28 protein-coding genes and 2 pseudogenes are annotated in these 25,979 nt (G+C 72.4%); 27 read left to right on the top strand and 3 right to left on the bottom strand.

The window, feature by feature from the left end; all coding sequences use genetic code 11:
* Positions 1-334 (bottom strand): annotated as a pseudogene (locus tag R7226_RS16310) (hypothetical protein); the annotation flags it as partial.
* Positions 335-516: 182 nt separating this feature from the next.
* On the opposite strand from R7226_RS16310, the gene rpmB reads away from it, so the two are divergent.
* Together rpmB and R7226_RS16300 are read left to right on the top strand one after the other, a co-directional pair.
* On the top strand, positions 517-705 hold the full coding sequence (gene rpmB / locus R7226_RS16305; RefSeq protein WP_318598253.1) for a 50S ribosomal protein L28: 189 nt from the start codon (positions 517-519) through the stop codon (positions 703-705).
* A gap of 25 nt (positions 706-730) precedes the next feature.
* Positions 731-2,422 (top strand): DAK2 domain-containing protein, encoded by a 1,692-nt coding sequence (locus R7226_RS16300; RefSeq protein ID WP_318598252.1) that lies wholly within the window; start codon positions 731-733, stop codon positions 2,420-2,422.
* On the opposite strand, the gene R7226_RS16295 is transcribed toward R7226_RS16300, so the two are convergent.
* Complete coding sequence (locus R7226_RS16295) at positions 2,395-2,754, bottom strand: hypothetical protein (RefSeq protein WP_318598251.1); 360 nt, start codon at positions 2,752-2,754, stop codon at positions 2,395-2,397. The two genes, R7226_RS16300 and R7226_RS16295, sit on opposite strands and share 28 nt — an antisense overlap.
* Before the next feature lie 97 nt (positions 2,755-2,851).
* Here R7226_RS16295 and recG point away from each other — a divergent pair, with 97 nt between their 5' ends.
* From recG to R7226_RS16220, 15 genes are all read left to right on the top strand, one after another.
* Positions 2,852-4,972 carry an ATP-dependent DNA helicase RecG gene (gene recG / locus R7226_RS16290; RefSeq protein WP_318598250.1) on the top strand — a complete coding sequence of 707 codons (2,121 nt, stop codon included), beginning with the start codon at positions 2,852-2,854 and terminating at the stop codon, positions 4,970-4,972.
* Between the two features lie 2 nt (positions 4,973-4,974).
* A complete protein-coding gene (gene rsmD / locus R7226_RS16285; RefSeq protein ID WP_318598249.1) occupies positions 4,975-5,517 on the top strand; it encodes a 16S rRNA (guanine(966)-N(2))-methyltransferase RsmD in 543 nt (180 codons plus the stop codon).
* Entirely contained in the window at positions 5,504-6,001 is a 498-nt protein-coding gene (gene coaD / locus R7226_RS16280) for a pantetheine-phosphate adenylyltransferase (RefSeq protein ID WP_318598248.1), read from the top strand. The genes rsmD and coaD overlap by 14 nt, the downstream gene beginning before the upstream one ends.
* A 16-nt stretch (positions 6,002-6,017) precedes the next feature.
* Complete coding sequence (locus R7226_RS16275; RefSeq protein ID WP_304723935.1) at positions 6,018-6,482, top strand: ATPase; 465 nt, start codon at positions 6,018-6,020, stop codon at positions 6,480-6,482.
* 18 nt (positions 6,483-6,500) lie between these two features.
* Positions 6,501-7,010 carry a macro domain-containing protein gene (locus tag R7226_RS16270; protein WP_318598247.1) on the top strand — a complete coding sequence of 170 codons (510 nt, stop codon included), beginning with the start codon at positions 6,501-6,503 and terminating at the stop codon, positions 7,008-7,010.
* Between the two features lie 163 nt (positions 7,011-7,173).
* Positions 7,174-8,283 (top strand): DNA recombination protein RmuC, encoded by a 1,110-nt coding sequence (locus tag R7226_RS16265; RefSeq protein WP_318598246.1) that lies wholly within the window; start codon positions 7,174-7,176, stop codon positions 8,281-8,283.
* A complete protein-coding gene (locus R7226_RS16260) occupies positions 8,270-9,355 on the top strand; it encodes a hypothetical protein (RefSeq protein ID WP_318598245.1) in 1,086 nt (361 codons plus the stop codon). Before R7226_RS16265 ends, R7226_RS16260 begins: the two co-directional genes overlap by 14 nt.
* Positions 9,356-9,400: 45 nt before the next feature.
* A complete protein-coding gene (locus R7226_RS16255; RefSeq protein ID WP_318598244.1) occupies positions 9,401-10,351 on the top strand; it encodes a hypothetical protein in 951 nt (316 codons plus the stop codon).
* Positions 10,352-10,459: 108 nt separating this feature from the next.
* The gene (locus R7226_RS16250) at positions 10,460-12,058 is read left to right on the top strand and encodes an AMP-binding protein (protein WP_318598243.1); all 1,599 of its coding nucleotides are present in this window, start codon (positions 10,460-10,462) and stop codon (positions 12,056-12,058) included.
* Positions 12,059-12,084: 26 nt separating this feature from the next.
* Positions 12,085-12,603 carry a YceD family protein gene (locus R7226_RS16245; RefSeq protein WP_318598242.1) on the top strand — a complete coding sequence of 173 codons (519 nt, stop codon included), beginning with the start codon at positions 12,085-12,087 and terminating at the stop codon, positions 12,601-12,603.
* A gap of 73 nt (positions 12,604-12,676) precedes the next feature.
* Positions 12,677-12,868, top strand: a complete 192-nt coding sequence (gene rpmF, locus R7226_RS16240; protein ID WP_318598241.1) for a 50S ribosomal protein L32 — start codon at positions 12,677-12,679, stop codon at positions 12,866-12,868.
* A gap of 14 nt (positions 12,869-12,882) precedes the next feature.
* Positions 12,883-13,917, top strand: coding sequence for a phosphate acyltransferase PlsX (plsX, locus tag R7226_RS16235; protein ID WP_318598240.1), 1,035 nt, complete (start codon positions 12,883-12,885; stop codon positions 13,915-13,917).
* Positions 13,914-14,177, top strand: a complete 264-nt coding sequence (locus tag R7226_RS16230) for an acyl carrier protein (RefSeq protein WP_318598239.1) — start codon at positions 13,914-13,916, stop codon at positions 14,175-14,177. The genes plsX and R7226_RS16230 overlap by 4 nt, the downstream gene beginning before the upstream one ends.
* Positions 14,178-14,180: 3 nt before the next feature.
* Positions 14,181-14,852, top strand: a complete 672-nt coding sequence (locus R7226_RS16225; RefSeq protein WP_318598255.1) for a ribonuclease III family protein — start codon at positions 14,181-14,183, stop codon at positions 14,850-14,852.
* A gap of 9 nt (positions 14,853-14,861) precedes the next feature.
* Positions 14,862-18,164 (top strand): chromosome segregation SMC family protein, encoded by a 3,303-nt coding sequence (locus R7226_RS16220; RefSeq protein WP_318598238.1) that lies wholly within the window; start codon positions 14,862-14,864, stop codon positions 18,162-18,164.
* Here the strand turns inward: R7226_RS16220 and R7226_RS16215 are convergent.
* The gene (locus R7226_RS16215; protein ID WP_318598237.1) at positions 18,161-18,652 is read right to left on the bottom strand and encodes a GNAT family N-acetyltransferase; all 492 of its coding nucleotides are present in this window, start codon (positions 18,650-18,652) and stop codon (positions 18,161-18,163) included. The genes R7226_RS16220 and R7226_RS16215 overlap by 4 nt on opposite strands.
* Positions 18,653-18,674: 22 nt before the next feature.
* On the opposite strand from R7226_RS16215, the gene ftsY reads away from it, so the two are divergent.
* The 10 genes and pseudogenes from ftsY (at position 18,675) to lepB (ending at position 25,928) form a co-directional block, all read left to right on the top strand.
* Positions 18,675-19,670 (top strand): signal recognition particle-docking protein FtsY, encoded by a 996-nt coding sequence (gene ftsY, locus R7226_RS16210; protein WP_318598236.1) that lies wholly within the window; start codon positions 18,675-18,677, stop codon positions 19,668-19,670.
* A 54-nt stretch (positions 19,671-19,724) separates the two neighbouring features.
* On the top strand, positions 19,725-20,156 hold the full coding sequence (locus R7226_RS16205; RefSeq protein WP_318598235.1) for an NfeD family protein: 432 nt from the start codon (positions 19,725-19,727) through the stop codon (positions 20,154-20,156).
* 56 nt (positions 20,157-20,212) lie between these two features.
* Positions 20,213-21,199, top strand: a complete 987-nt coding sequence (locus R7226_RS16200; RefSeq protein ID WP_404827860.1) for an SPFH domain-containing protein — start codon at positions 20,213-20,215, stop codon at positions 21,197-21,199.
* A gap of 91 nt (positions 21,200-21,290) precedes the next feature.
* Entirely contained in the window at positions 21,291-22,625 is a 1,335-nt protein-coding gene (gene ffh / locus R7226_RS16195) for a signal recognition particle protein (protein ID WP_318598233.1), read from the top strand.
* Positions 22,626-22,814: 189 nt separating this feature from the next.
* Positions 22,815-23,069: a 30S ribosomal protein S16 gene (rpsP, locus tag R7226_RS16190; protein ID WP_318598232.1), complete on the top strand. Its 255-nt coding sequence runs from the start codon at positions 22,815-22,817 to the stop codon at positions 23,067-23,069.
* 28 nt (positions 23,070-23,097) lie between these two features.
* Complete coding sequence (locus R7226_RS16185; protein ID WP_318598230.1) at positions 23,098-23,331, top strand: KH domain-containing protein; 234 nt, start codon at positions 23,098-23,100, stop codon at positions 23,329-23,331.
* A gap of 5 nt (positions 23,332-23,336) precedes the next feature.
* A complete protein-coding gene (gene rimM, locus R7226_RS16180) occupies positions 23,337-23,891 on the top strand; it encodes a ribosome maturation factor RimM (RefSeq protein ID WP_318598228.1) in 555 nt (184 codons plus the stop codon).
* Positions 23,891-24,613, top strand: coding sequence for a tRNA (guanosine(37)-N1)-methyltransferase TrmD (gene trmD, locus R7226_RS16175; protein WP_318598227.1), 723 nt, complete (start codon positions 23,891-23,893; stop codon positions 24,611-24,613). Before rimM ends, trmD begins: the two co-directional genes overlap by 1 nt.
* A gap of 82 nt (positions 24,614-24,695) precedes the next feature.
* Positions 24,696-25,037: pseudogene (gene rplS / locus R7226_RS16170) on the top strand (50S ribosomal protein L19); the annotation flags it as partial.
* A gap of 264 nt (positions 25,038-25,301) precedes the next feature.
* Entirely contained in the window at positions 25,302-25,928 is a 627-nt protein-coding gene (gene lepB / locus R7226_RS16165) for a signal peptidase I (RefSeq protein ID WP_318598226.1), read from the top strand.
* The last annotated feature ends 51 nt before the right edge of the window (positions 25,929-25,979 follow it).

Below are 25,979 nucleotides of genomic sequence, written 5' to 3'. Positions count from 1 at the left end.
GCGCGCCCGGCTCGCCTCTGGGCCCGGCGGGCCCGGCGGCGCCTCTCGGTCCGGCCGCGCCGGTCCAGCCGCGCGGGCCTGCCGGCCCGGCCGGTCCGCGCGGCCCCTCCAGCCTCTGACGCTCCCAGCGGTCGAAGTCGCGCACGGCGAGCGAGCCGTCGCGGACCTTCGACGAGGTGACGGCGTCGTCGCGCAGCTGCGCCGTCCCGACGCTGTCGCGTGGCAGCTGGACGGCCGCGTACGAGACGCCGCCGAGCGCCACGAACAGCGCGATCGTCGCGACGACGTTGGCATAGCTGAGACGGCGCGCGAGCATGCGCGGCAGACCCCTCATCGACTCCTCCTCGGTTGGCGACGTGTGGCGGGCCTCCCGATCCCATCCATGCGCCAGCATATGGAGTGACGATCAACCGGTGCGCAGTTGAACGCTGGGCGCGCTCGTGTGGGCGGCGTGTCAACGGGTCACAGCGGGTGTCGCGCCGTTTCGTCCCCCGACTCCCTATACTCCTGCGACCCATGCCCCGTATCTGTCATGTCTGCAACAAGGGTCCCGCGTTCGGCAACAGCCGAAGCCACTCGAGAGTGGCCACGAAGCGGCGGTTCGACCCGAATCTCCAGCGGATTCGCATCAACGACGACGGCACGGCCCGTCGCGTCTACGTCTGCACGCGCTGCCTGAAGGCCGGCAAGGTCATCAAGGCGTAGGGGCCGGCAAGCCCGGCTCCCGCCTGTGTCCGACCCCAGCCTCCTTCGTTTTCGAGCTGTCGTAGACGCCGCGCTCGCGCAGCTCGAGTCGCGGCGTGACGAGGTCAACGACCTCAACGTCTTCCCGGTCGCCGACGGCGACACCGGCGACAACATGGCGCTCACGCTGCGCGCCGTGCTGCAGGAGATCGACCGCCTCGCGGCGGCCGAGCAGGACCGCACGATCGACGAGATCGGCCGCGATGAGATCGTCGCATCGGTCGCCCGCGCCGCGCTGCTCGGGGCACGCGGCAACAGCGGCGTCATCCTCTCCCAGCTGATCCGCGGCGCCGCCGAGGAGCTCGCGAGCCGCCCCGGCGAGCTGGTCGACCCCGTTCTGATCGGCGCGGCGATGGCCCGCGCCGCCGAACAGGCCTACGGCTCCGTGCGCGAGCCGGCGGAGGGCACGATCCTGACTGTCGTGCGCGAGATGGCGCACCGGATCGCGACCGAGCTGGCCCACATGCCGCAGACGCGGCTGGACCCCGACTCCGCGCCCGACCAGCAGGACGCGCTGATCGCCGACGTGCTCGAACGGGCGCTCGACGCCGGCCAGCAGTCGGTCGCGCGCGGGCCGGAGCTGCTGCCGATCCTGCGTGAGGCCGGCGTCGTCGACGCCGGCGGCTACGGCCTCACGGTCCTCTTCGCCGGCGTCGTCGCGGCGCTGCGCGGCACCGACCCGCCGGAGCTGGAGCACCATCGCGCGGCGCGCGTGACGCGTCCGCAGCACGAATCCTCGACGTACCGCTACTGCACGAACTTCGCCGTCACCGGCAACGGCCTCGACGCGCGCGCCTTCGTCCCGGCGCTGGAGGCGATCGGCGACTCCGTGCTCGTTGTCGGCGACGCGCAGACACTGAAGGTCCACGTCCACACCGACGATCCCGACGCCGCCACCGGCGCCTTCGCCACGGCCGGCTCGATCTCTCACCTCGACGTCGCCGACATGCACGCGCAGGTCGAGGAGCGCGCCGACCGCCTCGCCGCCGCGGCCGCCGAGGCGACCGACGGCGCCGTGCCCGCGACCGCGCGCCCGACGGCGCCGTGCGGCGTGCTCGCGGTCGTCTCCGGCGACGGCATCCGCCGGCTCTACGAGGGCCTCGGGATCCACGTGCTCGACGGCGGCGCGACGCTCAACCCGTCGACCTATGACCTGCTGGCCGGCATCCACGCCGTCGCCGCCGAGCAGGTCGTCGTGCTGCCGAACAGCTCCAACGTCTTCATGGCGGCCGAGAGAGCGGCCGAGCTGTCGGAGAAGCAGGTCGCCGTCGTGCGCTCGCGCTCGCAGCAGGCCGGGCTGGCCGCGGCGGTCGCGCTCGACCCCGCGCGCGACGCCGCCGGCAACGCGCAGGCGATGGAGGCGGCGCTGGAGCGCGTGCGCACGGGCGCGGTCGCGCCGGCGGCGCGCGACGACGCCGGCGGCCGCTTCCGCGCCGGCGAGGCGATCGGCTTCCTCGGCGACGAGCTGGTCGCGTGGGGCGAACCGGCCGCGACGCTGCGCAGCGTGCTCGCCGGGCTCGGGGAGCACGCAGAGCTGATCACCTGCATCGTCGGCGACGGCGCCCCGCTCTCAGACGGCGACGTCAGCGAGCTGGCGAGCGTCGCGGGCGACCGCATAGAGCTGGACCTGCAGCCCGGCGGCCAGCCGAGCTACTGGTGGCTGCTGTCGGCGGAGTGACAGCCGAGCAGCGCGGCGCGCGTGCGCGCCGGCAGGCCGCGCGGCCGCGCTCTGCATGCCGCTCTCCGCGTCGCGAAGCGGCGCACCTCCTGCCAACCGTCGTCGCGGTCCTCGCGCACGAGGATCGCCCACGGCAGCTCGGGACAGCCCGGCGTCTCGATCCGGCGCAGCGACCCCCACGCGGAGCGCTTCGCCACCAGCGCGCTGAAGCAGGTCCAGCGCGGCTGCATGATCTCGACGGCGATCCGGTGCGTCTGCGCCTCGCTCGCCCGCTGCACGGGGCTCTGCGCTCCGGCGGCGAGCGCGACGGCGGCGGTGAGCGCGAGCAGCATCGGGCGAGTATGACGCTCGCTGCCGCGTGAGCCCGCGCGCCGCGACCGGCCGCGCCGCAGCGACGCCGCCCGCATCGCCATAGTTGTCGGCGCCGCCATGACGTTCAGACCGACCGCCTTCGCGAGCGCCGAGCCGCTCGACGACGCCCAGCTGCGCGCGGCGCCCGTGCGCCTGCCGCGCCCTTCGCGCCTGTCCGAGCCGCTTGACGCGCCCGGTCCCAGAGCGCAGAGAGCGCTGGAGACGCTCGGCGTCACGACCGTCGGCGAGCTGCTGAGCCACCTCCCGCGCGCCCGTGGCGAGGCGCGCACGGTCGAGGGACTGGTCGAGGAGGAGACGGCGACGATCCTCGTCGAGGTCCGCTCGATCACGTCGCGGCCGGTCCGCCGCCGCGGGATGCGGCCGCTGGTCGAGGCCGTCGTCGCTGATCAGACCGGCCCGCTGAAGGTGACCTTCTTCAACCAGCCGTGGCTCGTCGAGCGCTACCGCCCGGGGATGCGCCTGATGCTGACCGGCCGGCTCGGTCAGCGCTCCTTCAAGGTCTCCGCGCACGCGCCGACGACGCAGCAGGTCGCCGGCGTCGACCAGATCGCCCAGTACCCGGCCAGCGAGGGGATCAGCTCGGTCCAGCTGCTTGCGCTGGCGCAGGAGCACCGCGACGCGATCGACGACACGGTCGAGCCGCTGCCGGCGCGCGTGCGGCTCGCCGACGCGCTCCCGGACCGCCACGACGCGCTCACCGCCGTCCACTTCCCGACCGCCGAGCGCGATCCGGTCGACGGGCGGCGCCGGCTCGCCTACGACGAGCTGCTGCTGCTGCAGCTCGGCCTGCTGCGGCGCCGCGCCCAGCGCGAGCGCTCCTCCAGAGCGCCACGGCTCGACGGCCCGCGTGAGCTGAGCGCGCGCTGGCTCGAATCAGGCCTCCCGTTCGCGCCGACCGGCGACCAGCAGCGCGCGATGGAGGAGATCGAGCAGGACCTCGCGCGCGACCACGCGATGCAGCGCCTGCTGATGGGCGAGGTCGGCTCCGGCAAGACCGTCGTCGCGCTGTTCGCGCTGCTGCGCGCGGTCGAGCAGGGCTGGCAGGGCGCGCTGATGGCGCCGACCGAGACGCTCGCCGAGCAGCACTTCGCGACGATCCAGGGGCTGATGGGCGGCGACGCGCTGCAGATCGGCCTGCTGACCGGCTCGACGCCCGCCGCGCGCCGCAGAGACCTGCTCGGCAAGCTCGCCAGCGGCGAGCTGTCGCTGCTGGTCGGCACGCACGCGCTGATCGAGGAGGCCGTCGTCTTCGCTCGTCTCGGCGTCGTCGTCGTCGACGAGCAGCACCGCTTCGGCGTGCGCCAGCGGGCCGCGCTCGACGCGAAGGCGCCCGCCGGGCTGACGCCGCACGTGCTGCACATGACCGCAACGCCGATCCCGCGCACGCTCGCGCTCGTCGAGCACGGCGACCTCGACCACACGGCGTTGAGAGAGCTGCCGCGCGGCCGTCAGCCGATCGAGACGCACGTCGCCGGCGGCGAGCGCGCCCGCGAGCGCGCCTACGAGCGGATCCGCGAGGAGCTGCGCGAGGGGCGCCAGGCGTTCGTCGTCTGCCCGCTGGTGGGGGAGTCGGAGGCGCTGCAGGCGCGCGCCGCCACGGAAGAGTTCGAGCGGCTGCGCAGAACGGAGTTCAAGCAGTTCCGCGTCGTGCTGATGCACGGCCAGATGCGGCCGAGAGAGAAGCAGGAGGCGATGGCCGAGTTCGCCGCCGGCGGCGCCGACGTGCTCGTCGCGACCTCCGTGATCGAGGTCGGGATCGACGTCCCGAACGCGACCGTGATGCTGGTCGAGGACGCCGAGCGCTACGGGATCTCACAGCTGCACCAGCTGCGCGGCCGCATCGGGCGCGGCGCACACAAGTCGCTCTGCCTGCTGTTCGGGCCGCAGGACTCGGCGCGGCTGAGAGCGCTCGCGGCCCACGGCGACGGCTTCCGCCTCGCCCAGATCGACCTGGAGCTGCGGCGCGAGGGGGAGATCGTCGGCGTCCGCCAGCACGGCGAGGCCGCCTACAAGATCGCGATCCTGCCCGACGACGCCGACCTGCTGGAGCGCGCCCATGCCCGCGCCGAGCAGCTGCTGGCGGCCGACCCAGACCTCCAGGCGCCCGAGCACGCGCTGCTCAGAGACGCGCTGGCCGCCGTCTTCGGGCCCGACGCGATGGCCCCGCTGGCTGCCTGACGATGCGCATCGTCGCCGGCCTCTACCGCGGCCGCCGCATCGCCGCCCCGCCGGGCGACGAGACCCGGCCGACGAGCGACCGCGTGCGCGAATCGCTCTTCTCGATCCTCGGCCCGCTCGATGGCGCGCGCGTGCTCGACCTCTTCGCCGGCTCAGGCGCGCTCGGCCTCGAAGCGCTCTCGCGCGGCGCCGCGCACGTCACCTTCGTCGACGGCGCCAACCCCGCGATCAGAGCCGTAAGGGCAAATCTGGAGGCGCTCGGGGTGGCCCGCGAGGCGGCAGCGGTGCGGCGCCAGGATGCCCGTGCATTCGTGCGTGCAGCACGAACGGCGGGTCACCAATACGATCTCGTCCTTCTCGACCCTCCATACCGCCTCGCGCCCGAGCTGGGACGCGAGCTCTCGCCGGCGCTCGCGGAGCTGATCGCCGCAGGCGGCAGGATCGTGTGCGAGAGCGACCGTCGCGCGCCGCTCGGGTTGGAGCTGCCCATGACCGACGAACGCCGATACGGCGACACACTCATTCGCATCCATGAACTCGACTAACCGCATAGCCGTCTGCCCGGGCTCCTACGACCCGGTCACCAATGGCCACCTGGACGTCATATCGCGCGCCTCGCGAGTCTTCGACGAGGTCGTCGTCAGTGTCGTGAACCTGCCGATCCGCAAGGGCAGAACGCTCTTCACGGCGGAGGAGCGGATCAGTTTCATCGAACGCGCGACCGAGCATCTCGACAACGTGCGCGCCGAGGCCTTCAGCAACCTGGTCGTCGACTTCGCCAGAGGTATTGGCGCGACGGCGATCGTCAAGGGGCTGCGCGCGATCTCCGACTTCGAGTACGAGTTGGAGATGCACCAGCTCAACCGCCGCCAGGCGCCGAACATCGAGTCCGTGTATCTCATGGCCTCGTCGCAGTACAGTTTCCTCAGCTCCTCCGGCGTGAAGGAGCTTGCGACGTTCGGTGGGAACATCGACGATCTTGTCCCCGACTATGTGGCCGTGCGCTTGAAGGAAGAACTCAGCCGGTGACGAAACAGAGGTTCCGATGGATGTCCTGGTCCTGATCGACAAGCTGGACGACCTCGTCCACAACGCGAAGCCTGTGCCGCTGACCGACCAGGTCCGCGTGGACAAGGAGGAGATCTACGATCTCCTCGACCAGATGCGTGCCACGATCCCGGAAGAGATCAAGCAGGCGCGCTGGATCGTCAAGGAGCGTCAGGAGATGCTCGCCGAGGCCAAGCGCGAGGCCGAGCGGATCCTCAGAGAGGCGCGCGAGCGCCAGGATCGCCTGATCTCCGAAGAGGAGGTCACCAAGCAGGCCGAGCGCGGCGCCGAGGACATCATCGAGGACGCCCGCGCCCGCGAGCGCGAGATCCGGCTCGGCGCAGAGGACTACGCCGACGAGATCCTCAACACGCTCGAGGTCAACCTGTCGAAGTTCATCGCGGCCGTGCAGCGTGGCCGTGAGCGCCTGCAGGGCAAGGACGAGCCGGCGGAAGTCGGCTAGAGCGAACCTGTCTGAGCGATGTCCGCGTCGATCGAGATCCTCGACACGGACATCACCGCGCTGGTCGTCGACGCGATCGCCAACGCCGCCAACACGCAGCTGCAGCACGGCGGCGGCGTCGCGGCCGCGATCTCGAAGGCCGGCGGGCCGTGGGTCCAGCACGAGAGCGACGCGATCGCGCCGATCGGGCTGGGCGAGGCGGCCGAGACCGGCGGCGGCCGGCTGCCGGCGAAGTGGATCATCCACGCCGCCACGATGGAGCTCGGCGGCCCGACCTCGGCTGAGGTGATCCGCGCGGCCACCGCGGCGACGCTGATCCGCGCCGAGGAGCTGGGCGTGCGCTCGCTGGCATTGGTCGCCTTCGGCACCGGCGTCGGCGGCTTCTCGCTGGAGGAGGCGGCGCGGATCGAGCTGGAGGAGGTCTTCCGCCACCTGGAGGAGACGCCGACCAGCTCGCTGGAGCGGATCGTCTTCGCCGTCCGCGGCGGCGACGCCCACGCCGCCTTCAGCGCGGCGCTGGATCGCTGACGCGCCGCGCCGCCCGCCCGCCCGCCCGCGCGCTCGGCTCGCGCGCTGACGCGCCCTCTCCTGACCGCCGGCCTCATGCCGCCGCCCGCCGCGCCGATAGTCCTGGATGCGAGGGCTGCAACGGCGGTTGCGTTCTGTCCGCGGCCCGCGCAACGCTCACTCGATGTCCGCGATCTGGCTCCTCATCGGTCTTCTGCTCGGCGCTGCCGCCGTGCTGCTGGCGCTGCGCTCACGCGCGGCGACCGCGCGCCGCGCCGAGAGCGTCGAGGCGATCGTGGCCCCGCTGCACGACTCGCTCAGACGCGTCGACGAGCAGCTCGCGGCGCTCGACCGCGACCGCGCCGTCCAGCGCGGCGCGCTGCAGCAGCAGCTGCGCGAGCTGGTCTCCGCGCAGGAGCGCCTGCGCGGCGAGACCGCCGGGTTGAGCGCCGCGCTGCGCCAGCCGCAGGCGCGCGGGCGCTGGGGCGAGCTGCAGCTCAGACGGGTCGCCGAGCTGGCGGGCATGCTCGGCCACTGCGACTTCAGCGAGCAGCGCAGCGTCGCCGCCGACGACGGCCTGCTGCGACCGGACCTGATCGTCCACCTGCCCGGTGGCAAGCAGGTCGTCGTCGACGCGAAGGCACCGTTGCACGCCTTCCTCAACGCCTACGAGGCGACCGACGAGACGACCCGCACGCACGAGCTGGCGCAGCATGCGCGGCTGCTGCGCGAGCACGTCCGCAAGCTGTCGGCGAAGGCGTACTGGGCGCAGTTCGACAGCGCGCCCGACTTCGTCGTGCTGTTCCTGCCCGGCGAGCACTTCTGGACGGCGGCGCTCGAAGCCGATCCGTCGCTGCTGGAGAGCGGCGTCGAGGACGGCGTCCTGATCGCGACGCCGACGACGCTGATCGCGCTGCTGCGCGCGGTCGCGTACGGCTGGCAGCAGGAGACGGTCGCGCAGTCCGCGCGCGAGATCGCGACGCTCGGCCGCGATCTGCACCGCCGCCTCGGGACCTTCGCCGCTCACCTCGACAGAGTCGGCGCGCGGCTGCGTGGCGCCGTCGGCGCCTACAACGACGCCGTCGGCTCGTTCGACAGCCGCGTGCTGCCGAGCGCGCGGCGCTTCTCCGACCACGGCGTCATCGGGGTCGAGCAGGAGCTGGCGCCGCTGACGCCGGTCGACCTGACCGCGCGCGAGCTGCACGCGCCGGAGCTGCGGGAGCCGTCGCACCGCATCGCCACCGACGATCGCCTCTTCGCCGATGCCCACGGAGCGCTCGATGCCCGACGCTGACCGCAGATCGCTGGCGGAGCGGCTGCGGCTGCGCCGCACGACGGCCGGCGCCTGGCAGGAGACGCCCGCCGCCGTCCCGATCGACGACGCGCTCGCCGCCGCCGCGCTCGCGCGCGAGGCGCTGACGCCGTTCGGCTACAAGCGCCCGGCGAGAGAGCTGCTGGAGCAGTTCGGCGGCGACACGCCCGACGCCCCCCGCCGCGCGACCGCGGCGCTGGCCCTTGCCGGCGTCGCCGCCGACCCGCCGCTGGAGGGCGCCGAGCCGTTCCAGTGGATCCAGCTCCGCCGCGCCGCCGCCTCGACGCCAGCCGCCACGCCTGCACCCGCCGCCACCCCCGCCGCGCTCGCACCCACCGCCACCCCCGATGCGCGTGAATCTGTGGTTGCTCAGCAACCACAGCTTCACGCGCATCCCGCACAAGCGCCACCGGAAGAGCCGCCGATCCCACCGCGCCGCACCTCCTGGGCGATCCGCACGGCGGCCAAGCACGCGCCGACCGGCCCCGTCACGCGCGAGCGCAGAGTCGCGGCCGGCGCGCTGGGGCTCGGGGCGCTGCTGGTCGTGATGATCGCGGCCGTCGTCCTGCGCAGCGTCGTCGGAGACGGCGGCGGCACCGCCGACGCGCTCCCGACGACGACCACGGCCGCCGCTGTCGTCGCCGCGCCGGCGCCGAAGACCACGCCCGTCAGGCCATCGCGTCCCGCAGCGACGACGCCAGGCACCAGAACATCGCCCGGCACCAGCACCGCCCCCGCGCTGCCGCCGACGATCACGGCGCCGACGCCCGCGCCCAGACCCCGGCCGCGGACCGTGCGGCTGGTGATCGCGCCGACCGAGCCCTCCTACGTCTGCATCGCCGACGGCGACACGAGCGCGACGCTCTTCGAGGGGATGCTGACCGGCCGTTACGCGGTCACCAGACCGAGTCTGATCCTGCGCGTCGGCGTCGCGACCGCGCGGATAGGGGTCGACGGCAGACGGCTGACGATCAACAGCGCTCCGAGCGCCTACCGGCTGACCCCCGGAGGGGTCGCGGGCCTGCCGGACGACAGACCGGTTTGCGGAGCTTGACCAAAATCGCTGGACGCGCCGCCGACCAATAGGGTTCGGCGGCGCATGACGCGACTCGGCAGCGTGATCTCCGACGCCGGCGGCATTCGTGCCCCGCGCGACCGCGCCGCCCAGTTGCGCGCGGAGCTGCTGGACGCGTTCACCGACGGTGCGCATGAGCTGGAGCAGGCGCGCTCCGGCTATCCGCCGGCGGCGCCGGTGCCGGTCGCGATAGCGGCCGAGAAGGAGCGGCTGCTGGCGGTCGCCCCGGTCACGCCGGCGCTGCGGGCCGACCCCGACGCCGTCGTCGAGCGGGCGTGGGTGCTTGTCGCGGCGCTCGTCGGCGCGATCGTCGAGGGGGCGGAGGCGATGGCGCCCGGCGACCCGCGCGACCTCGCGCTGCACGTCGGCAGCTGGGAGGGCTGGCTGGCGCTCTCCTTCCCGCTCAGCGGCGGCGACCTGTTCGAGCACGTCGAGTTCGCGGTCGAGTTCTTCCCCGACCAGCTCGAAGCGGTCGACCGGCTGAGAGCGGCGGCGTACGGCGTGCCGGCCGCCGCGCTGGCCGACGTCGAGGACCTGCGCCCGCCGATCGGCGAGCTGCACCCGCTGCGGATCGCCGAGGCGGTCGCGCGCTTCGGCGGCCACCCGGCCGACGCCGCGTCGCTGCGCGAGCACGACGAGGACGTGATCGGCGTGCTCGACCCGACCTCCGACGTCGCCCGCCCGCACGACGACGCCGACCGCGGCCGTCGCGTCGCCCGCCGCATCCTTCAGCGCCTGATGGGTATGGGGAAGTGGGGTGGGTACCACACCGAGATCAGCCATCTGGCCCGCGGCTTCGCCGGCCACGACCGCGCGCTCGCGCTCGCGATCGGCGAGCGCCTGCTCGACGCCGGCCTGCTGCTGGAGAAGCCGAGCGTCGGTCAGCGCCACGTCTTCCTCAACCCGCGCCGCGCCGCCGAGATCCACGCGCTCGTCGAGCGCGGCGAGACGCCGCGCGGGCTGGAGCTGCCGTGAGCGCGCGGCCTGCGCGGGCCCCGATCGGCGCTCCGCTGTGACGGTGAACATGACGCCTGCGTCACAAACTGACACGCGCCCCTCACCGTTCGTGGTTGGATACGCAACGTGTTGAGAGAGATCCCGCATCAGGCGTTCATCGCCAAGACCCTGTTCAGCTCGGGGCTGCTCGGCCCGACGCGGCCCGACCGGCTCGCGAAGGTCGGCGTCGCGCTCAAGCGCTGGGGCACGACCTCGGCCGGCGCCTTCGCCGTCGCCGCCGCCCGCACGCCCGACCAGCCGGCGATCGTCGACGAGCTCGGCACGCTCAGCTACGGCGAGCTGCACCGCCGCGCGAACGCGCTCGCCAGCTCCTTCAAGGCCCAGGGGCTCGGCCCCGGCGACGCGATCGCCGTCATGTGCCGCAACCACCGCGGCTTCATAGACGCCTCGGTCGCGACCGCGCGCCTCGGCGCGAACGTGATCTACCTCAACACCGCCTTCGCCGCTCCGCAGCTGGCCGAGGTGATCGAGCGCGAGAGAGCGGCCGCGATCGTCTACGACGAGGAGTTCGCCAACATCGTCGAGCCGGTCCGCGCCGGCCGCAAGAGCTTCATCGCCTGGCATGACGGCGAGAGCGTCAACGGCGACCTGCTGCTGGAGGACCTGATCGCCGCCGGCGACCCGGCCGGCGTCGCGACGCCGAGAGAGCCCGGGCGCGTGATCATCCTCACCTCCGGCACGACCGGCGCCCCGAAGGGCGCCAAGCGCAGCGCCGCCGGCCTCGGCGCCGCCGCCGCGCTGCTGTCGAAGATGCCGCTGAGAGCGCGCGAGACGACGCTCGTCGCGGCGCCGATCTTCCACACCTGGGGGCTGGCGCACTTCACGCTCGGGGTGCCGCTGGCCTCGACGATCGTGCTGCGCCGCAGGTTCGACCCGGAGGGGACGCTGCGCGCGATCGCGCGCCACAGAGCGACGGCGCTGGCGGTCGTGCCGGTGATGCTGCAGCGGATCCTCGAGCTGCCCGACGACGTCTTCGCGAAGTACGACACCTCCTCGCTGCGCGTGATCGCCGCCAGCGGCTCGGCGCTGCCGGGTCCGCTCGCGACGCGCGTGATGGACCGCTTCGGCGACGTGCTCTACAACACCTACGGCTCGACCGAGGTGGCGTGGGCGACGATCGCGACGCCCGAGGACATGCGCGCCGCGCCCGGCACCGCGGGCCGCCCGCCGCACGGCACGCGCGTGCGGCTGCTCGACGAGGAGGGGAGAGACGTCCCCGCCGGCGAGACCGGCCGCATCTTCGTCGGCAACGAGCTGCCGTTCGAGGGCTACACGGGCGGCGGCGGCAAGGAGATCATCGACGGCCTGATGTCCTCCGGCGACGTCGGCCACTTCGACAGCGCCGGGCGCCTGTTCGTCGACGGCCGCGACGACGACATGATCATAAGCGGCGGGGAGAACCTCTTCCCGTCGGAGGTCGAGGACCTGCTCGCCGGCCACGCGAAGGTGCGCGAGGTCGCGGTCGTCGGTGTCGCCGACGAGGAGTGGGGCCAGCGGCTGAAGGCGGTCGTGGCGCTGAGAGCCGAGGGCGAGTGCACCGCCGAGGAGCTGCAGGCGTACGTGAGAGCGAACCTCGCCGGCTTCAAGGTCCCGCGCGAGATCGTCTTCGTCGACGAGCTGCCGCGCAACGCGACAGGCAAAGTCCTGAAGCGCGAACTCCGCTAGACCACCGCGCGGCTAACATCGAAGGCATGTCCGAACGTGCCGAAAACAGCTTCGACCTCGCGCCGCTGCGCCTCTCCTCCGGGGAGGCGAGCGTGGTCGAGCTCGAGGTCGCGATCCCCGAGTTCGACCTCAGCGGCCAGGTCTACGAGGTGCGGCCGCCGGTGCTGCCGGTGAGGCTCGACGTCTCGCGCACGACCGGCAACGGCTACGCGCTGCGGCTGCGTTTCGTGGCAGAGATGGCCGGCCCGTGCATGCGCTGCCTGGAGCCCTCGGCGAACAGCTTCAAGGTCGATGCGCGCGAGGTCGAGCAGCCGGGCGCCAGAGACGAGGAGCTCGACAGCCCCTACGTCGACGACGAGGTCGTCGACGTCGGCCAGTGGACCAACGACGCGCTGGCGCTGACGCTGCCCGCCCAGCTGCTCTGCAGAGCCGACTGCGCCGGCCTCTGCGCCAAGTGCGGCGAGAACCTCAACGACTCGCCCGACCACGCTCACGCGGCCGAGCCCGACCCGCGCTGGGCGAAGCTGCGCGAGCTGGAGCTGTAGGCGCGCCCTGATCGACCGGTGCGCGGCGCGTCAGCGCGCCGCGACCCTCCGGCCTGGTACATTCTCCCGCTCTATGGCCGTCCCGAAGCAGAAGCAATCCCACGCGCGCACGAACAAGCGCCGCTCACAGCACAAGATCACGGCGCCGTCGACGCAGGCGTGCCCGCAGTGCCACAGCCCCCGGCGGCCGCATCGCGTCTGCCCGGTCTGCGGCACGTACGCCGGTCGTGACATCGTCACGACCGCCGGCGACACCGACGCCTGATCAACGCGCGAGCCGTGCCTCCGATCACGGTCGCCGTCGATGCGAACGGTGCCGACCTCGGACCTTCCGAGGTCGCGGCCGGTGCTGCCATCGCAGCCGAACGCGGCACACGCGTGCTGCTGTTCGGTCCTGCCGCTGAGATCGGCGACGTACCCGAAGGCGTCGAGGTCGTCGATGCGCCCCGCTCGATCGCGAAGGCGCCCGATCCGGCACTGGCCGTGCGCGGCACGCCCGACGCGTCGATCGTGCTCGCCACGAAGGCAGTCGCCGAAGGCCGCGCCGACGCGCTCGTCTCCGGCGGCTCGACCGGCGCCGCTCTGGCCGCCGGCCTCTTCAACATCCGCCGCGCCCGCGGCATCTACCGGCCAGCGCTCGCGCTGCCGATGCCGGTCCCGGGCGCGCCCGTGCTGCTGCTCGACGTCGGCGCCTCGGTCGAGGTCCGCCCCGAGCACCTCGTCCAGTTCGCCTTCATGGGCGCGGCCTTCGCCCAGTCGGTGATGGGCGTCGAGGCGCCGCGGATCGGCCTGCTCTCCAACGGCGAGGAGCCCGGCAAGGGCACCCCCGACGTGACCGCCGCCCATGCCCGCCTGGTCGAGACCGGCGGCCGCATCAACTTCATCGGCAACGTCGAGGGGACGCAGGTGACCGAGGGCGTCGCCGACGTCGTCGTGATGGACGGCTTCACCGGCAACGTCACGCTGAAGCTGATCGAGGGCGTCTCCAGCAAGCTGATGCGCTCGATCAGAGAGACCGCGATGCAGACGCCGCGCGGCCGTCTCGGCGGGCTGCTGCTGCGCAAGCCGCTGAAGTCGCTGCGCGAGACGCTCGACCCCGAGCTGGCCGGCGGCGCCTACATGCTCGGCCTGCGCCGCACCGGCGTCGTCGCGCACGGCCGCTTCACGCGCACCGGCTTCGCACGCGCGATCGAGGTCGCCGAGCGGGCGGTCAGAGAGGACGTCGTCAGTCGCACGCTGACCGCCCTCGACGCGGCCGGCGCGCTGCGGCAGGCGCCGTCGTCCGACGCCCCGGCTAGCGTCCAGTCGTCATGACCCGCGAGGAGATTCTCACCCTGATCCGCAACCACCTGGCCGACGAGCTCGCGATCGAGCCCGCCCGGGTCCAGGAGGAGACGCGCTTCCGCGAGGACCTCGAGGCCGACTCGCTCGACCTCTACACGCTCGTGCAGGAGCTGGAGGACACCTACGGCGTGAAGATGTCCGACGAGCAGGCGGCAGGGATCCTCTCGGTCGGCCAGGCGGTCGACTTCGTGCTCTCCTCAGGGGTCGCGGACCGCGGATCCGGGGCCTGAGCGCTGCGCCTGCTCGCTGAACTGCTCGACCGGCTGCCAGACGACCTGGCGCGCCAGGTCTTCACCCACTCGTCGTGGACTGACAGACGCTCAGACTCCTACGAGCGGCTCGCCTTCCTCGGCGACAGCGTCCTCGGCCTCGCCGTCACGACGCACCTCTACCCGCGCCTGGAGGCCGAGCGCTACGGCGCCGGCCGGCTGACGAAGATCCGCGCCCAGGCGGTCTCGGGCAGATCGTGCATGGAGGTCGCCGAGCGGCTCGGCGTGCCCGAGCGGCTGCGCACCGCCGCGCCTGACGGCGTCGGTCAGAACGCCGAGGCGCTCGTGCGGACCGAGCGGGTGCTCGCGTCGGTGATCGAGGCCGTGATCGGCGCCGTCTACCTCAGCAACGGCTACGACGTGACCGCCGACGCGGTCGTCGAGGCGTTCGAGCCCGAGATCTCACGCGCGCTGGAGCATCCGGTCGACTTCAAGTCGGCGCTCCAGGAGAGATTGGCCAGGCGCGGCGACGTCGTCGCCTATTCGGTCTCCTCCGAGGAGGGCCCGCCGCACGACCGCATCTTCCAGGTCGTCGCCGAGGTCGCGGGCAGAGAGGTCGGCAGCGGACGCGGCCGCAGCAAGAAGGACGCCGAGCAGGAGGCGGCCCGCGCGGCCTTGGACGCGATGGGAGCATAGGAACCGCCGATGCACCTCAAATCGCTCACGCTGAAGGGCTTCAAGTCGTTCCCCGACCGCACCAAGCTGGCGTTCGGGCCCGGCGTCAGCGTCGTCGTCGGCCCCAACGGCTCGGGCAAGTCGAACGTGACCGACGCGGTTCTGTGGGCGATGGGCGAGCAGTCGCCGCTGGCGATCCGCGGCCAGTCGATGCAGGACGTCATCTTCGGCGGCGGCCACGGCCGCAAGGCGAGTCAGTCGGCCGAGGTCGAGCTGGTGCTCGACAACTCAGACGGCACGCTCGACATGGAGTTTGCGGAGGTCTCGATCCTGCGCAGACTCGACCGCTCCGGCGACGGTGAATACCGCCTCAACGGCGCCCGCTGCCGTCTCGCCGACGTGCTGGAGGTGCTCTCCGACACCGGCCTCGGCAAGGAGTCGCATTCGGTCATCTCGCAGGGCCGCGTGGAGGCGATCGTCACCTCCAAGCCGAAGGATCGCCGCCTGCTGATCGAGGAGGCGGCCGGCCTCGGCAAGCACCGCAAGCGTCGTCGCCGCGCCCAGCTGAAGCTCGCCAGGACGCAGGACAACCTCGACCGCGCGCTCGACGTCGAGCGGGAGGCGCGCTCGCGGCTGCGGCCGCTCAAGCGCCAGGCGGAGGCGGCCGAGCTGCACGAGCGGATCGAGCGCCAGTCGCTGGAGGCGCGCTGGGAGCTGGGCCGCGTCGCCGCGCGCGCGACGCGGCTGGAGCTGGCGCAGGCCGAGGAAGCCGTCGCCGCCGCCCGCACCCGCCGCGACGAGGCCGAGCAGGCATTGAGCGCCGTCGCCAGACGCCGCGAGGAGGCCGAGCAGGCGCTGCAGGCGCGCAGCGAGCAGCGAGAGGAGCTGTCGGGCCGCGCCTACCGCGCCCGCAGCGCCAACGAGCGCGTCGGAATGCGGCTGGAGGCGGTGCGCGCGACGGCGCAGTCGCTGAACGAGCGGATCGTCCGTCACGAGGCCGAGCTGGTCGCGCTGCGCGAGCAGGCCGCGGCCGACGTGATCGACCCGGAGGCGGCCGGCCGCGTCAGATCGCTGCAGGAGGAGCTGGAGCGGCTCGAACGCGACCGCAGAACCGAGCTGGAGCGCGAGCTGGCCGAGCTGGAGGCGAGACGATCGACGGCCGCCGCCGAGGTGCAGCGGCTGCGCGCGGTCGTCGAGGAGCGCAGAGCGGTGCTCTCGGCGGCCGAGCAGAGAGCCGACGCCGCCCGCGCGGCTCGGCGCGAGGCTGAGAAGGTCGTCGATCTCGCCCGCCGTGAGGCCGCCAGAGTCGGCGGCCAGCTGGCGGCGGCCAACCAGTTCCTGCGCTCGCAGGCCGGCGCCCCCGGCGGCGCACCCGCGCTCGCCGACAGACTGGAGGTCGACGGCGGCTTCGAGCTGGCGCTCGCCGCCGCGCTCGACGGCCGCCTGCGCGCCGCCGTCGTCGCCGACCGCGCTCAGGGGATCGCGCTGCTGGAGAGAGCCGGCCGCGACGGCGGCTCCGCGCTCGTGGCGCGACCCGCCGCCGCGGACGCTGCCGCCGCCACGCCCGCCGACGCCACGACCGCCGCCTCCGCCGATGCCGCCTCGCCTGCCGCCGACGCCGCCCCGCCCTGCGACGGCGCCGAGCGCCTGCTCGACCACGTCCGCGGCCCCGCCGAGACGCTCGCGATCGCGACGCCGCTGCTGCGCGACACGTGGGTGGTCGAGGACGTGACGGCCGTTCCCGAGCAGTTCGCCGGGATCGCCGTGACGGCCGACGGGCGCGTCTGGAACGGCGCGCTGCGGGTCCTGCGCCAGGTCCCCGGCGGCGGCGAGGAGCGCGTCCTGGCCGAGCGCAACCGCCGCGACGCGCTGATCGCCGAGAGCGAGAGAGCCGCGGCGGCAGAGCAGGAGGCGCTGCAGGCCGTCGAGGCCGCCTCGACCGGCATCGGTGCCTTCGACGCGACCCGCGACGAGGCCGAGAGAGCGCTGCGCGAGAGCGTCCGCGCGACCGACGAGGCGGTCGAGTCCGAGCATCGTGCGCGGCTGCTGATCGAGCAGCGGCGCAAGGCCGAGGACGCCGGCCCGGGCGCGATCCGCCGCGCCCAGATCGAGGCCGAGCTGGCGGCCGAGCGCCGTCTCGCCGAGCGGGCCGAGCGCGAGCGGGCGGAGCGCAGCGGGCGGATCGCCCAAGCCGAGGCGCGCCTCGCCGGCGAGCAGGCGGTCGTCCCGCAGGCCGAGCGGCTGGTCGAGGTCTTCGCCGAGCTGGCGAGCGCGATCGCCGCTCGTGTCGAGCTCTTCGACGCCGAGCTGGCCGCCCACCGCGCCGCCGGCGAGCACGTCGCCGTCGAGCTGCGCTCCTGCGCCCGCGAGGAGGCCGAGCTGCAAGGGCGGCTCAAGCGCGACGGCGAGGCGGTCACGTCCTCCGAGGTCCGCGCGCAGCAGGCGCGCGACCGCTCGCAGGACGCCGAGGCGGAGCTGACGGCGCTCGCCGAGCGGCTCGGGCTCGCCCCGGAGCCGGCCGAGCAGCCGCTGCCCGACGAGGAGCGCGCGGCGCTGGCGCAGCGGATCGAGAGACTGGCGAAGCGGCGCGACCAGCTCGGCCCCGTCAACCCGCTCGCGAAGGACGAGTACGACGAGGCGATGGCGCACGTCGAGGAGCTGGAGCGCCAGCGCAACGACCTCGAGTCGGCGCTGCGCGAGCTGAACACGCTGATCAGAGACACCGACCGGCAGATCCGCGAGACCTTCGAGGAGACCTTCAACGCCGCCGCGAGAAACTTCGAGGAGCTGGCGCAGCAGGTCTTCCCCGGCGGTCGCGGCAGATTGCGGCTGGTGCGCGAGGACGCCGGCCCGCGGCCGGTGATCGGCGGCGTCAGCGACGACGCGAGCGAGGCCGAGGCAGCCGCCGACGCGGCCGAGACCGACGCCGACGTCGACGAGCGCGATGACGAGGACCTGCACGGCGTCGAGATCGAGATCACGCCGGCCGGCAAGTCGATGAAGCGGCTGACGCTGCTCTCCGGCGGCGAGAAGTCGATGACCGCGCTCGCCTTCCTCTTCTCGGTCTTCCTCGCCAAGCCGTGCCCGTTCTACATCCTCGACGAGGTCGAGGCGGCGCTCGACGATCTCAACATCGACCGCTTCCTGAGACTGCTGCGCAGCTACCGCGACCGCGCGCAGTTCATCGTCGTCACGCACCAGAAGCGCACGATGGAGGCGGCCGACAGCCTCTACGGCGTCTCGATGGGGGGCGACGGCATATCGAAGGTGATCTCGCGCAGACTGCCGCCGGAGCAGGCGGCGGAGGCGGAGACCGCGGGCTCGGCCGCCTAGCCGAGCGCTTTCTCGAACCAGTGGGTGGCGAAGGGATTGCCGTTGTAGTCGGCGATCTCGACGTACCCGGTCGCGTGGTAGAGCGCGACCGCCTCGGGCTGCACGGCGTTCGTGTCGAGCCGCACCCGCGCGTGGCCGAGCTCGCGCGCCAGCGCCTCCAGCTCGCCGAGGATCGTCCGCGCGATCCCGCGCCGCCGCGCTCCCGGCACGACGTACATCCGCTTCACCTCGCCGAGCCCGGTCGCCAGCGTCCGCACGCCGCCGCAGGCGACCGCGACGCCGCGATCCTCCGCGAGCAGGAAGGCGCCGCCCGGCGGCTCCAGCTCGTGCGGCTCGACCCAGCTCGCCGGCCGCCGCCCGACCGGCGGCTCGACCGGCGAGAACGGCCGCCCGCGCCCGACCAGCTCGGCGCCGTAGGCGCGCAGCAGCCGGGTGGCCTCGGGCGCGCCGGGGCTGGCGCGCCGTATGCGGATGGGGGAGGTCTGCACATTGGTATCGTCGCCGATCCTCATGGCACGCGACTGGCAGGACCTCTTCATCATCCGCGACGGCGCCTCCGTGGCGACCCTCGACGACGAGCCGCAGGCGGCCGAGAAGCGCCGCGGCTTCTTCAGACGGCTGCGCGAGAACATGCGCAAGACGCGCGAGGCGCTCACGAGCGAGATCACCTCGACGCTGTTCGAGGATCTCGACGAGGAGACCTGGGAGCGGCTGGAGGAGGCGCTGATCGCCGCGGACGTCGGAGCCCGCACCACCGCCGAGATCGTCGAGCAGTTGGAGCAGGAGGCATCCAGCGGCGAGCTGTCCGGCGGCGAGCAGCTGACCGCCCGCCTGCAGGAGCTGCTGGCGAACGTCGCGCGCGTCGGCGAGCCGCGGATCGACCTGACGCCGGCGCCGACGGTGCTGCTGGTCGTCGGCGTCAACGGCACCGGCAAGACGACCTCGGTCGGCAAGCTCGCCTGGCACCTGCGCAAGGAGCTGGGGCAGAAGGTCGTGCTCGGCGCCGCCGACACCTTCCGCGCCGCCGCCGTCGAGCAGCTGGAGGAGTGGTCGCGCCGTGCCGACGTGCGGTTCGTCAAGGGGCCGCCGGACTCTGACCCCGGCTCGGTCGCCTACGAGGCCGTCGCGACCGGCGTGCGCGAGGGCGCTGACGTCGTGATCGTCGACACCGCCGGCCGCCTGCACACGCAGGACAACCTGATGGCCGAGCTGGCGAAGGTCCGCCGCGTGATCTCCAAGCAGCTGCCGGACGCGCCGCACGAGACGCTGATCACCGTCGACGCGACGACCGGCCAGAACGGCCTGCGCCAGGCGAAGCTGTTCGCCGAGGCGGTCGACGTCAGCGGGATCGTGCTGACGAAGCTCGACGGCACCGCGAAGGGCGGCATCGCCCTGGCGATCGCGCGCGAGCTGGGGATCCCGGTGAAGATGATCGGGATCGGCGAGAGCCTCGAGGACCTGCGCCCGTTCGATCCCGACGACTTCGCGCGCGCGCTGCTGTCCTGACGCGGCCCCACGCGCTTCGCCGACGCCTGCGCGCCCGGTAAGCTCGCGCCGACAATGGACGACTGGGTCATCTGGGTCATCCTCGCGGTCGTCTTCGGCGCCGGCGAGATCATGACGACGAGCTTCTTCCTCGCGCCGTTCGGCATCGGCGCCATCGCGGCGGCGATCGTCGCCGGTGTCGGCGCCGGCGTCGGCATCTCGGCGGCCGTCTTCATCCTCGTCTCGGTGCTGATGCTGCTGTTCGTGCGGCCGATCGCGCGCGCCCACCTGAAGACGCCGGCGCAGATCCGCACCGGCACGGCGGCCCTGATCGGGCGCCGCGCGATGGTGCTGGAGCGGATCAGCAACGACGACGCGGTCGGCTCGGTGCGGATCGACGGCGAGGTGTGGACCGCGCGCGCCTACGACGAGGACGAGGTGATCGAGGCGGGGAGACCCGTCACGGTCGTGGAGATCAAGGGCGCCACGGCGCTCGTATCCGAATGAGCAGGCGCCTGCGGTCGCGGGTCGCGGAACCAACCGAGTAGGGGAGATCACCACACATGGCCGGCCTCATCGTTCTTGCCGTCATCGCCTTGTTCATCTTGTTCGTGGCGGCGAAGACCATACGGATCATCCCGCAGGCGCGGGCGGGCGTCGTCGAGCGGCTCGGCCGCTACAGCCGCACGCTCAACCCCGGCCTGACGATCGTGGTGCCGTTCATCGACAAGGTCAAGCCGCTGATCGACCTGCGTGAGCAGGTCATCACGTTCGCGCCCCAGCCGGTGATCACCGAGGACAACCTCGTCGTGCAGATCGACACGGTCCTCTACTTCACGATCACCGATCCGAAGTCGGTCACCTACGAGGTCGCCAACCCGCTGCAGGCGATCGAGCAGCTGACGGTGACGACGCTGCGCAACGTGATCGGCGGCATGACGCTCGAGGACGCGCTCACCAGCCGCGACAACATCAACTCCCAGCTGCGCGTCGTGCTCGACGAGGCGACCGGCAGATGGGGGATCCGGATCGCCCGCGTCGAGCTGAAGTCGATCGACCCGCCCGGCTCGATCCAGGAGGCGATGGAGAAGCAGATGCGCGCCGAGCGCGACCGTCGCGCCACGATCCTTCAGGCCGAGGGCGTCAAGCAGTCGCAGATCCTCACCGCGCAGGGCGACCAGCAGTCGGCGGTCCTGCGCGCGCAGGGCGAGCGCGAGGCGGCGATCCTCAGAGCCGAGGGTGAGGCGAGAGCGATTCAGACGGTCTTCACGGCGATCCACGAGGGCCGGCCCGACCGCGAGCTGCTCAGCTACCAGTACCTGCAGATGCTGCCGAAGCTGGCTGACGGCCAGGCGAGCAAGGTGTTCGTGATCCCGTCCGAGTTCACGCAGGCGCTCGGCGGTCTCGGCAGCGCGATCGGGAGCGCGATCGGCGGCCCTGTCCCGCCGGCGCCCCCGGCGCCGCCGGCCGACAACGGCCGCGCCGCCGAGCCCGACGGTCCGCGCGCGCTCCCGGAGCCGCCGAAGCCGACGGATCCGCCGGCCGCCTGAGCCGCCGAAGCCGACCGCTCTCTCCAGCCGTCGCCCTGCGGCCCGGGTTTCCCGCCCGGGCTGGGCGCCGGCCAGGTAGATTCTGAGCTACATGTTCGACTCACTCGCCGAGAAGCTGCAGGCCACGCTCGCGGACGTCCGCGGGCGCGGCACCCTGACCGAGGACGACGTCAACGCGGCGATGCGCGAGATCCGCCTCGCGCTGCTGGAGGCCGACGTCAACTTCAAGGTCGTGAAGAGATTCACGAACGCGGTCAAGGAGCGGGCGCTCGGCAGCGACGTGATCGGGCAGCTGAACCCCGGCCAGCAGGTCGTCAAGATCGTCAACGACGAGCTGTCGGAGCTGATGGGCGGCGAGTCGGTCGAGCTGAAGTTCTCCTCCAGCCCGCCGACGGTGATCCTGATGGCCGGCCTGCAGGGCTCCGGCAAGACGACGGCGACCGCCAAGCTGGCGCGCTACCTGAGAGAGCAGCACAGATCGTCGGTCGCGGTCGCGGCCTGCGACGTCTACCGCCCGGCGGCCGTCGAGCAGCTGATCACGGTCGGCAGACAGGCCGGTGCGGAGGTCTACGAGAGAGGCACCGACGCCGATCCGGTCGAGATCGCGAAGTGGGCCCACGAGCGCGCCACCCGCGAGGGCAAGGACGTGCTGATCGTCGACACCGCCGGCCGCCTGCACGTCGACGAGAACCTGATGAAGGAGCTCGCCGAGATCAAGCGCGTCACGAACCCGACCGACGTGCTGCTCGTGGTCGACGCGATGACCGGTCAGGACGCGGTCAACGTGGCGGAGCAGTTCGCCGAGGTCGTGCAGTTCGACGGCGTCGTGATGAGCAAGCTCGACGGCGACGCCCGCGGCGGCGCCGCGCTGTCGGTCAAGTCGGTCACCGGCAAGCCGATCCTGTTCGCCTCCACGGGCGAGAAGCTCGACAACTTCGAGCGCTTCCATCCGGACCGGATGGCGCAGCGGATCCTCGGCATGGGCGACGTGATGACGCTCATCGAGAAGGCCGAGTCGCAGTTCGACGAGGCGCAGGCGAAGGAGCTCGAGCGCAAGATCCGCAAGTCGGAGTTCGGCCTCGACGACTTCCTCGACCAGCTCAGACAGGTCCGCAAGCTCGGCCCGCTGCAGTCGCTGCTGGGGATGATGCCGGGCCTCGGCGGCCACCAGCTGCGCAACCTGAGAGTCGACGAGCGCGAGTTCGACCGCATCCAGGCGATCATCACCTCGATGACGCCGGAGGAGCGCCGCAATCCCGAGATCATCAAGGGCTCGCGGCGGATCCGGATCGCGAGAGGCTCGGGCACCAACGTCCAGGCCGTGAAGGCGCTGATCAGACAGTTCTCGCAGATGCAGAAGCTGATGAAGTCGATGCAGTCGGGCAAGATGCCCGACATCGGCGCGCTGATGCGGCAGGCGCGCTGAGCGCGCGCCACGCCGCGCACCTGCTGTTGAAGCCCGCGTCTCGGCGCGCGCAGCCGCACCTTGAAGCCCGCGCCTCGGCGCGCGCAGCCGCACCTTGAAGCCCGCGCCTCGGCGCGCGCAGCCGCACCCGGCGAGCGGGATTCCGCTACCCTCCCTCGTCGGCTTCGACTCAATCTCCGAAAGGGAATCGTGGCAGTACGACTCCGGCTGACCCGCGTGGGCGCCAAGAAGAACCCGATCTGGCGCATCGTCGCCGCTGATCAGCGCTCCAAGCGCGACGGCCGTGTGCTCGAGACGATCGGTCACTACAACGCCCAGACCGAGCCGTCGACGATCGTCCTCGACGAGGAGAAGGTCCGCGCCTGGCTGGCGAAGGGCGCTCAGCCGAGCGGCACGGTCGCGAAGCTCCTGAAGACCCAGGGCATCACGGGTCCGACGGCCTAGTGACGTCCCTCCGCGGCGCGCGTTCAGCATGAGAGAGCTGCTCGAGTACCTCGCCAGACAGCTGGTCGACCACCCCGACGAGGTCGAGGTCGACGAGTTCGAGGAAGAGGACGGCACGCTCGTGCTGGAGCTTGCCGTCGCCGAGGACGACTACGGCAAGGTGATCGGGCGCGGTGGTCGTACGGCCAACGCGCTGCGCCTCGTCGTGAAGGCAGCCGCGGTGAAGGACAATCGCCGCGTCCTGGTCGACATCGTCGACTGATCTCGATGGACCATGAGCGATCGGCCGCGCAGTCGCCGGCCGCCGCCGGCGGAGCCGGCGAAGAGTGGCTGCTGGCCGGCCGCGTCGGCAGACCCCATGGGCTCGACGGCAGCGTCCACGTGACGCAGCCGCGTGCCGCCTTGCTCGACGCCGTTGAACTGCTGGTGGTCGACGGTCGCGGCGAGCAGATCGTCCGCCGCGCCGGCACCGCCGCGAGACCGATCATCCGGCTCGCCTCGTGCACGTCGCGCACCGCCGCCGAGGCGCTGCGCGGCAGAGACCTGCTGGTCTCCAGAGCCGACGCGCCGCCGCTGGAGGAGGACGAGTGGTGGCCGGAGGAGATCGAGGGCTGCCGTGTCCACGACGGTGACCGCGAGGTCGGCATCGTGCGCACGCTCCGTCCGCTGCCCTCCTGCGAGGTGCTGGAGATCGCCCGCGACGGCGGCGGCGAGGACCTGCTCGTCCCGCTGATCCGCGACGCCGTCCGCAGCGTCGACGTCGAGGCGCGCCGCATCGAGATCGACCTCGCCTTCCTCGGCGAGGACGAGCCTGCCTCCTGATGCAGCTCGACGTCTTCACCCTCTTCCCGCAGTGGTTCGAGTGGTTCCGCACGCAGCGCCACGTCGAGAACGCCCAGCGGCTCGGCCACGAGCTGGCGTGCGTCAACTACCGCGACACGACGCCGCTCAGCGGCGGGCAGGTCGATGACACCCCCTTCGGCGGCGGTGCCGGAATGGTGCTGCGCGTCGACGTCGTCGAGGCGGCGATGCGCGCCCGCTACGACTGTGATCCGCTCGAGCTGCGCAAGCGGCGCCGGGTGATCGTGCTGACCCCGGGCGGGCGGCAGCTGGACGACCCGCTCGTCGACGAGCTGGCGGCGGAACAGGAGCTGACGCTGCTGTGCGGCCGCTACGAGGGCTTCGACGAACGGATCGTCGAGCACTTCGCGACCGACGCGATCTCGATCGGCCGCTACGTGCTGGCCGGCGGCGAGCTGGCCGCGATGGTCGTCGCCGACGCGGTGCTGCGCAAGCTGCCGGGCGCGCTCGGTCACGTCGACTCCGCCCATGAGGAGTCGTTCAGCGCGGCGCTCGAGGGTGCTCCGGAGTACCCGCACTACACCCGCCCTGCCGAGTACCGCGGTTGGAGAGTCCCTGAGATCCTGCTCTCCGGCCACCACCAGCGCGTGCGCGACTGGCGCCTGGAGCAGAGCCGCGCCCGCGCGGCTGCCGCAAAGGCCGGCGGCGCTGCCGCCGGTGCCGACCAGTCAGAGACTTCGTGAGGGGCGCGCATCACGCGGCCTCTCCGTCCGCTACCATTCCCGATCCGCGACGGCCGCGAGGGCCCCGCCAATTACTCTTGCCATGAGCACTGTTATCGAAAATCTTGAGCGCGAGCAGCTTCGACGCGCGCCGAAGTTCGACGCGGGCGACCGAGTCCGTGTCCACTTCCAGGTCATCGAGGGCACGCGTCGTCGTACGCAGGTCTTCGAGGGCGTGGTCATCAAGCGCCAGGGTCATGGCGTCCGCGAGACGTTCACCGTCCGCAAGCAGTCGTTCGGCGTCGGCGTGGAGCGTACGTTCCCCGTCCACTCGCCGAAGATCGAGAAGATCGAGGTTGCTGCCCGCGGTGACGTGCGTCGCGCGAAGCTCTACTACCTGCGCGGCCGCATCGGCAAGCGCGCTCGCGTTCGCGAGCGTCGCTCGATCGGACCGGAGGAGGTCGTCGACCGCGACCTGCTCTACACGCCAGGCGCCGTCGAGGAGGAGATCGCTCCCGAGGAGGCCGTGCTGGCCACCGAGGGTGCGCCCGCCGAGACCGACACGCCTGTCGCCGAGTCTGCTCCGGCCGAGGAGACCGCCGCGGAGACCGCGGCCGCTCCCGCGGCTGAGGCGTCGTCCGAGACCACGGGCGACGAGGCTGACGGCTCTGATGAGCCGAAGGCCAAGGCCGACTCCGAGTAACAACCGGTGCGGAGAAAGCCGAAGTCGGCCTCCGGCTCGCTGCTGGAGCTGGTCTTCATCGTGGCCGTCGCACTCGGCCTCGCGCTCGGAATCCAGGCGTTCATCGTCAAGCCTTACCGGATTCCGAGCGGCTCGATGGAGCCGACCCTCGCGGTTGGCGAGCGTGTGCTCGTCAACCGCATCGGCAACAACTTCTCCGATCCGAAGGTGGGGGACATACTCGTCTTCCACCCGCCGAAGGGCGCGGACGTCAACGAGTGCGGGATCCCGGGCCAAGGTCCGTTCTACGACGGGCCGCAGAGCCGGATCCCCTGCTCGCGCTCGACGTCGACCGCCTCTGATCAGAACTTCATCAAGCGCGTCGTCGGCGAACCCGGGGACCGCATCGCGATCAGAGACGGTCACGTCGTCCGCAACGGCAGAGTCCAGGAGGACTCTTTCATCAAGGACTGCGGTCAGGGCGCCGACTGCAACCTCGGGACGATCACGATCCCGAAGGACCAGTACTTCATGATGGGCGACAACCGCGGCGAGTCGGACGACAGCCGCTACTGGGGCCCGATCAAGCGCGACTGGGTCATCGGCGGGGCATTCGCCAGCTACTGGCCGCCCAAGCGCATCGGCCCGCTGTGAGCCGGTGCCGCCCCGGCACCTGAACCGCTTCGCCGCCTGCGTCTCACTGCC

It is taken from the genome of Conexibacter stalactiti (assembly GCF_033542075.1).
GTDB classification, from domain to species: Bacteria; Actinomycetota; Thermoleophilia; order Solirubrobacterales; family Solirubrobacteraceae; genus Conexibacter; species Conexibacter stalactiti.
The sequence above is the reverse complement of the archived record's forward strand: the minus strand, read 5'-3'. Positions and strand labels throughout refer to the sequence as shown.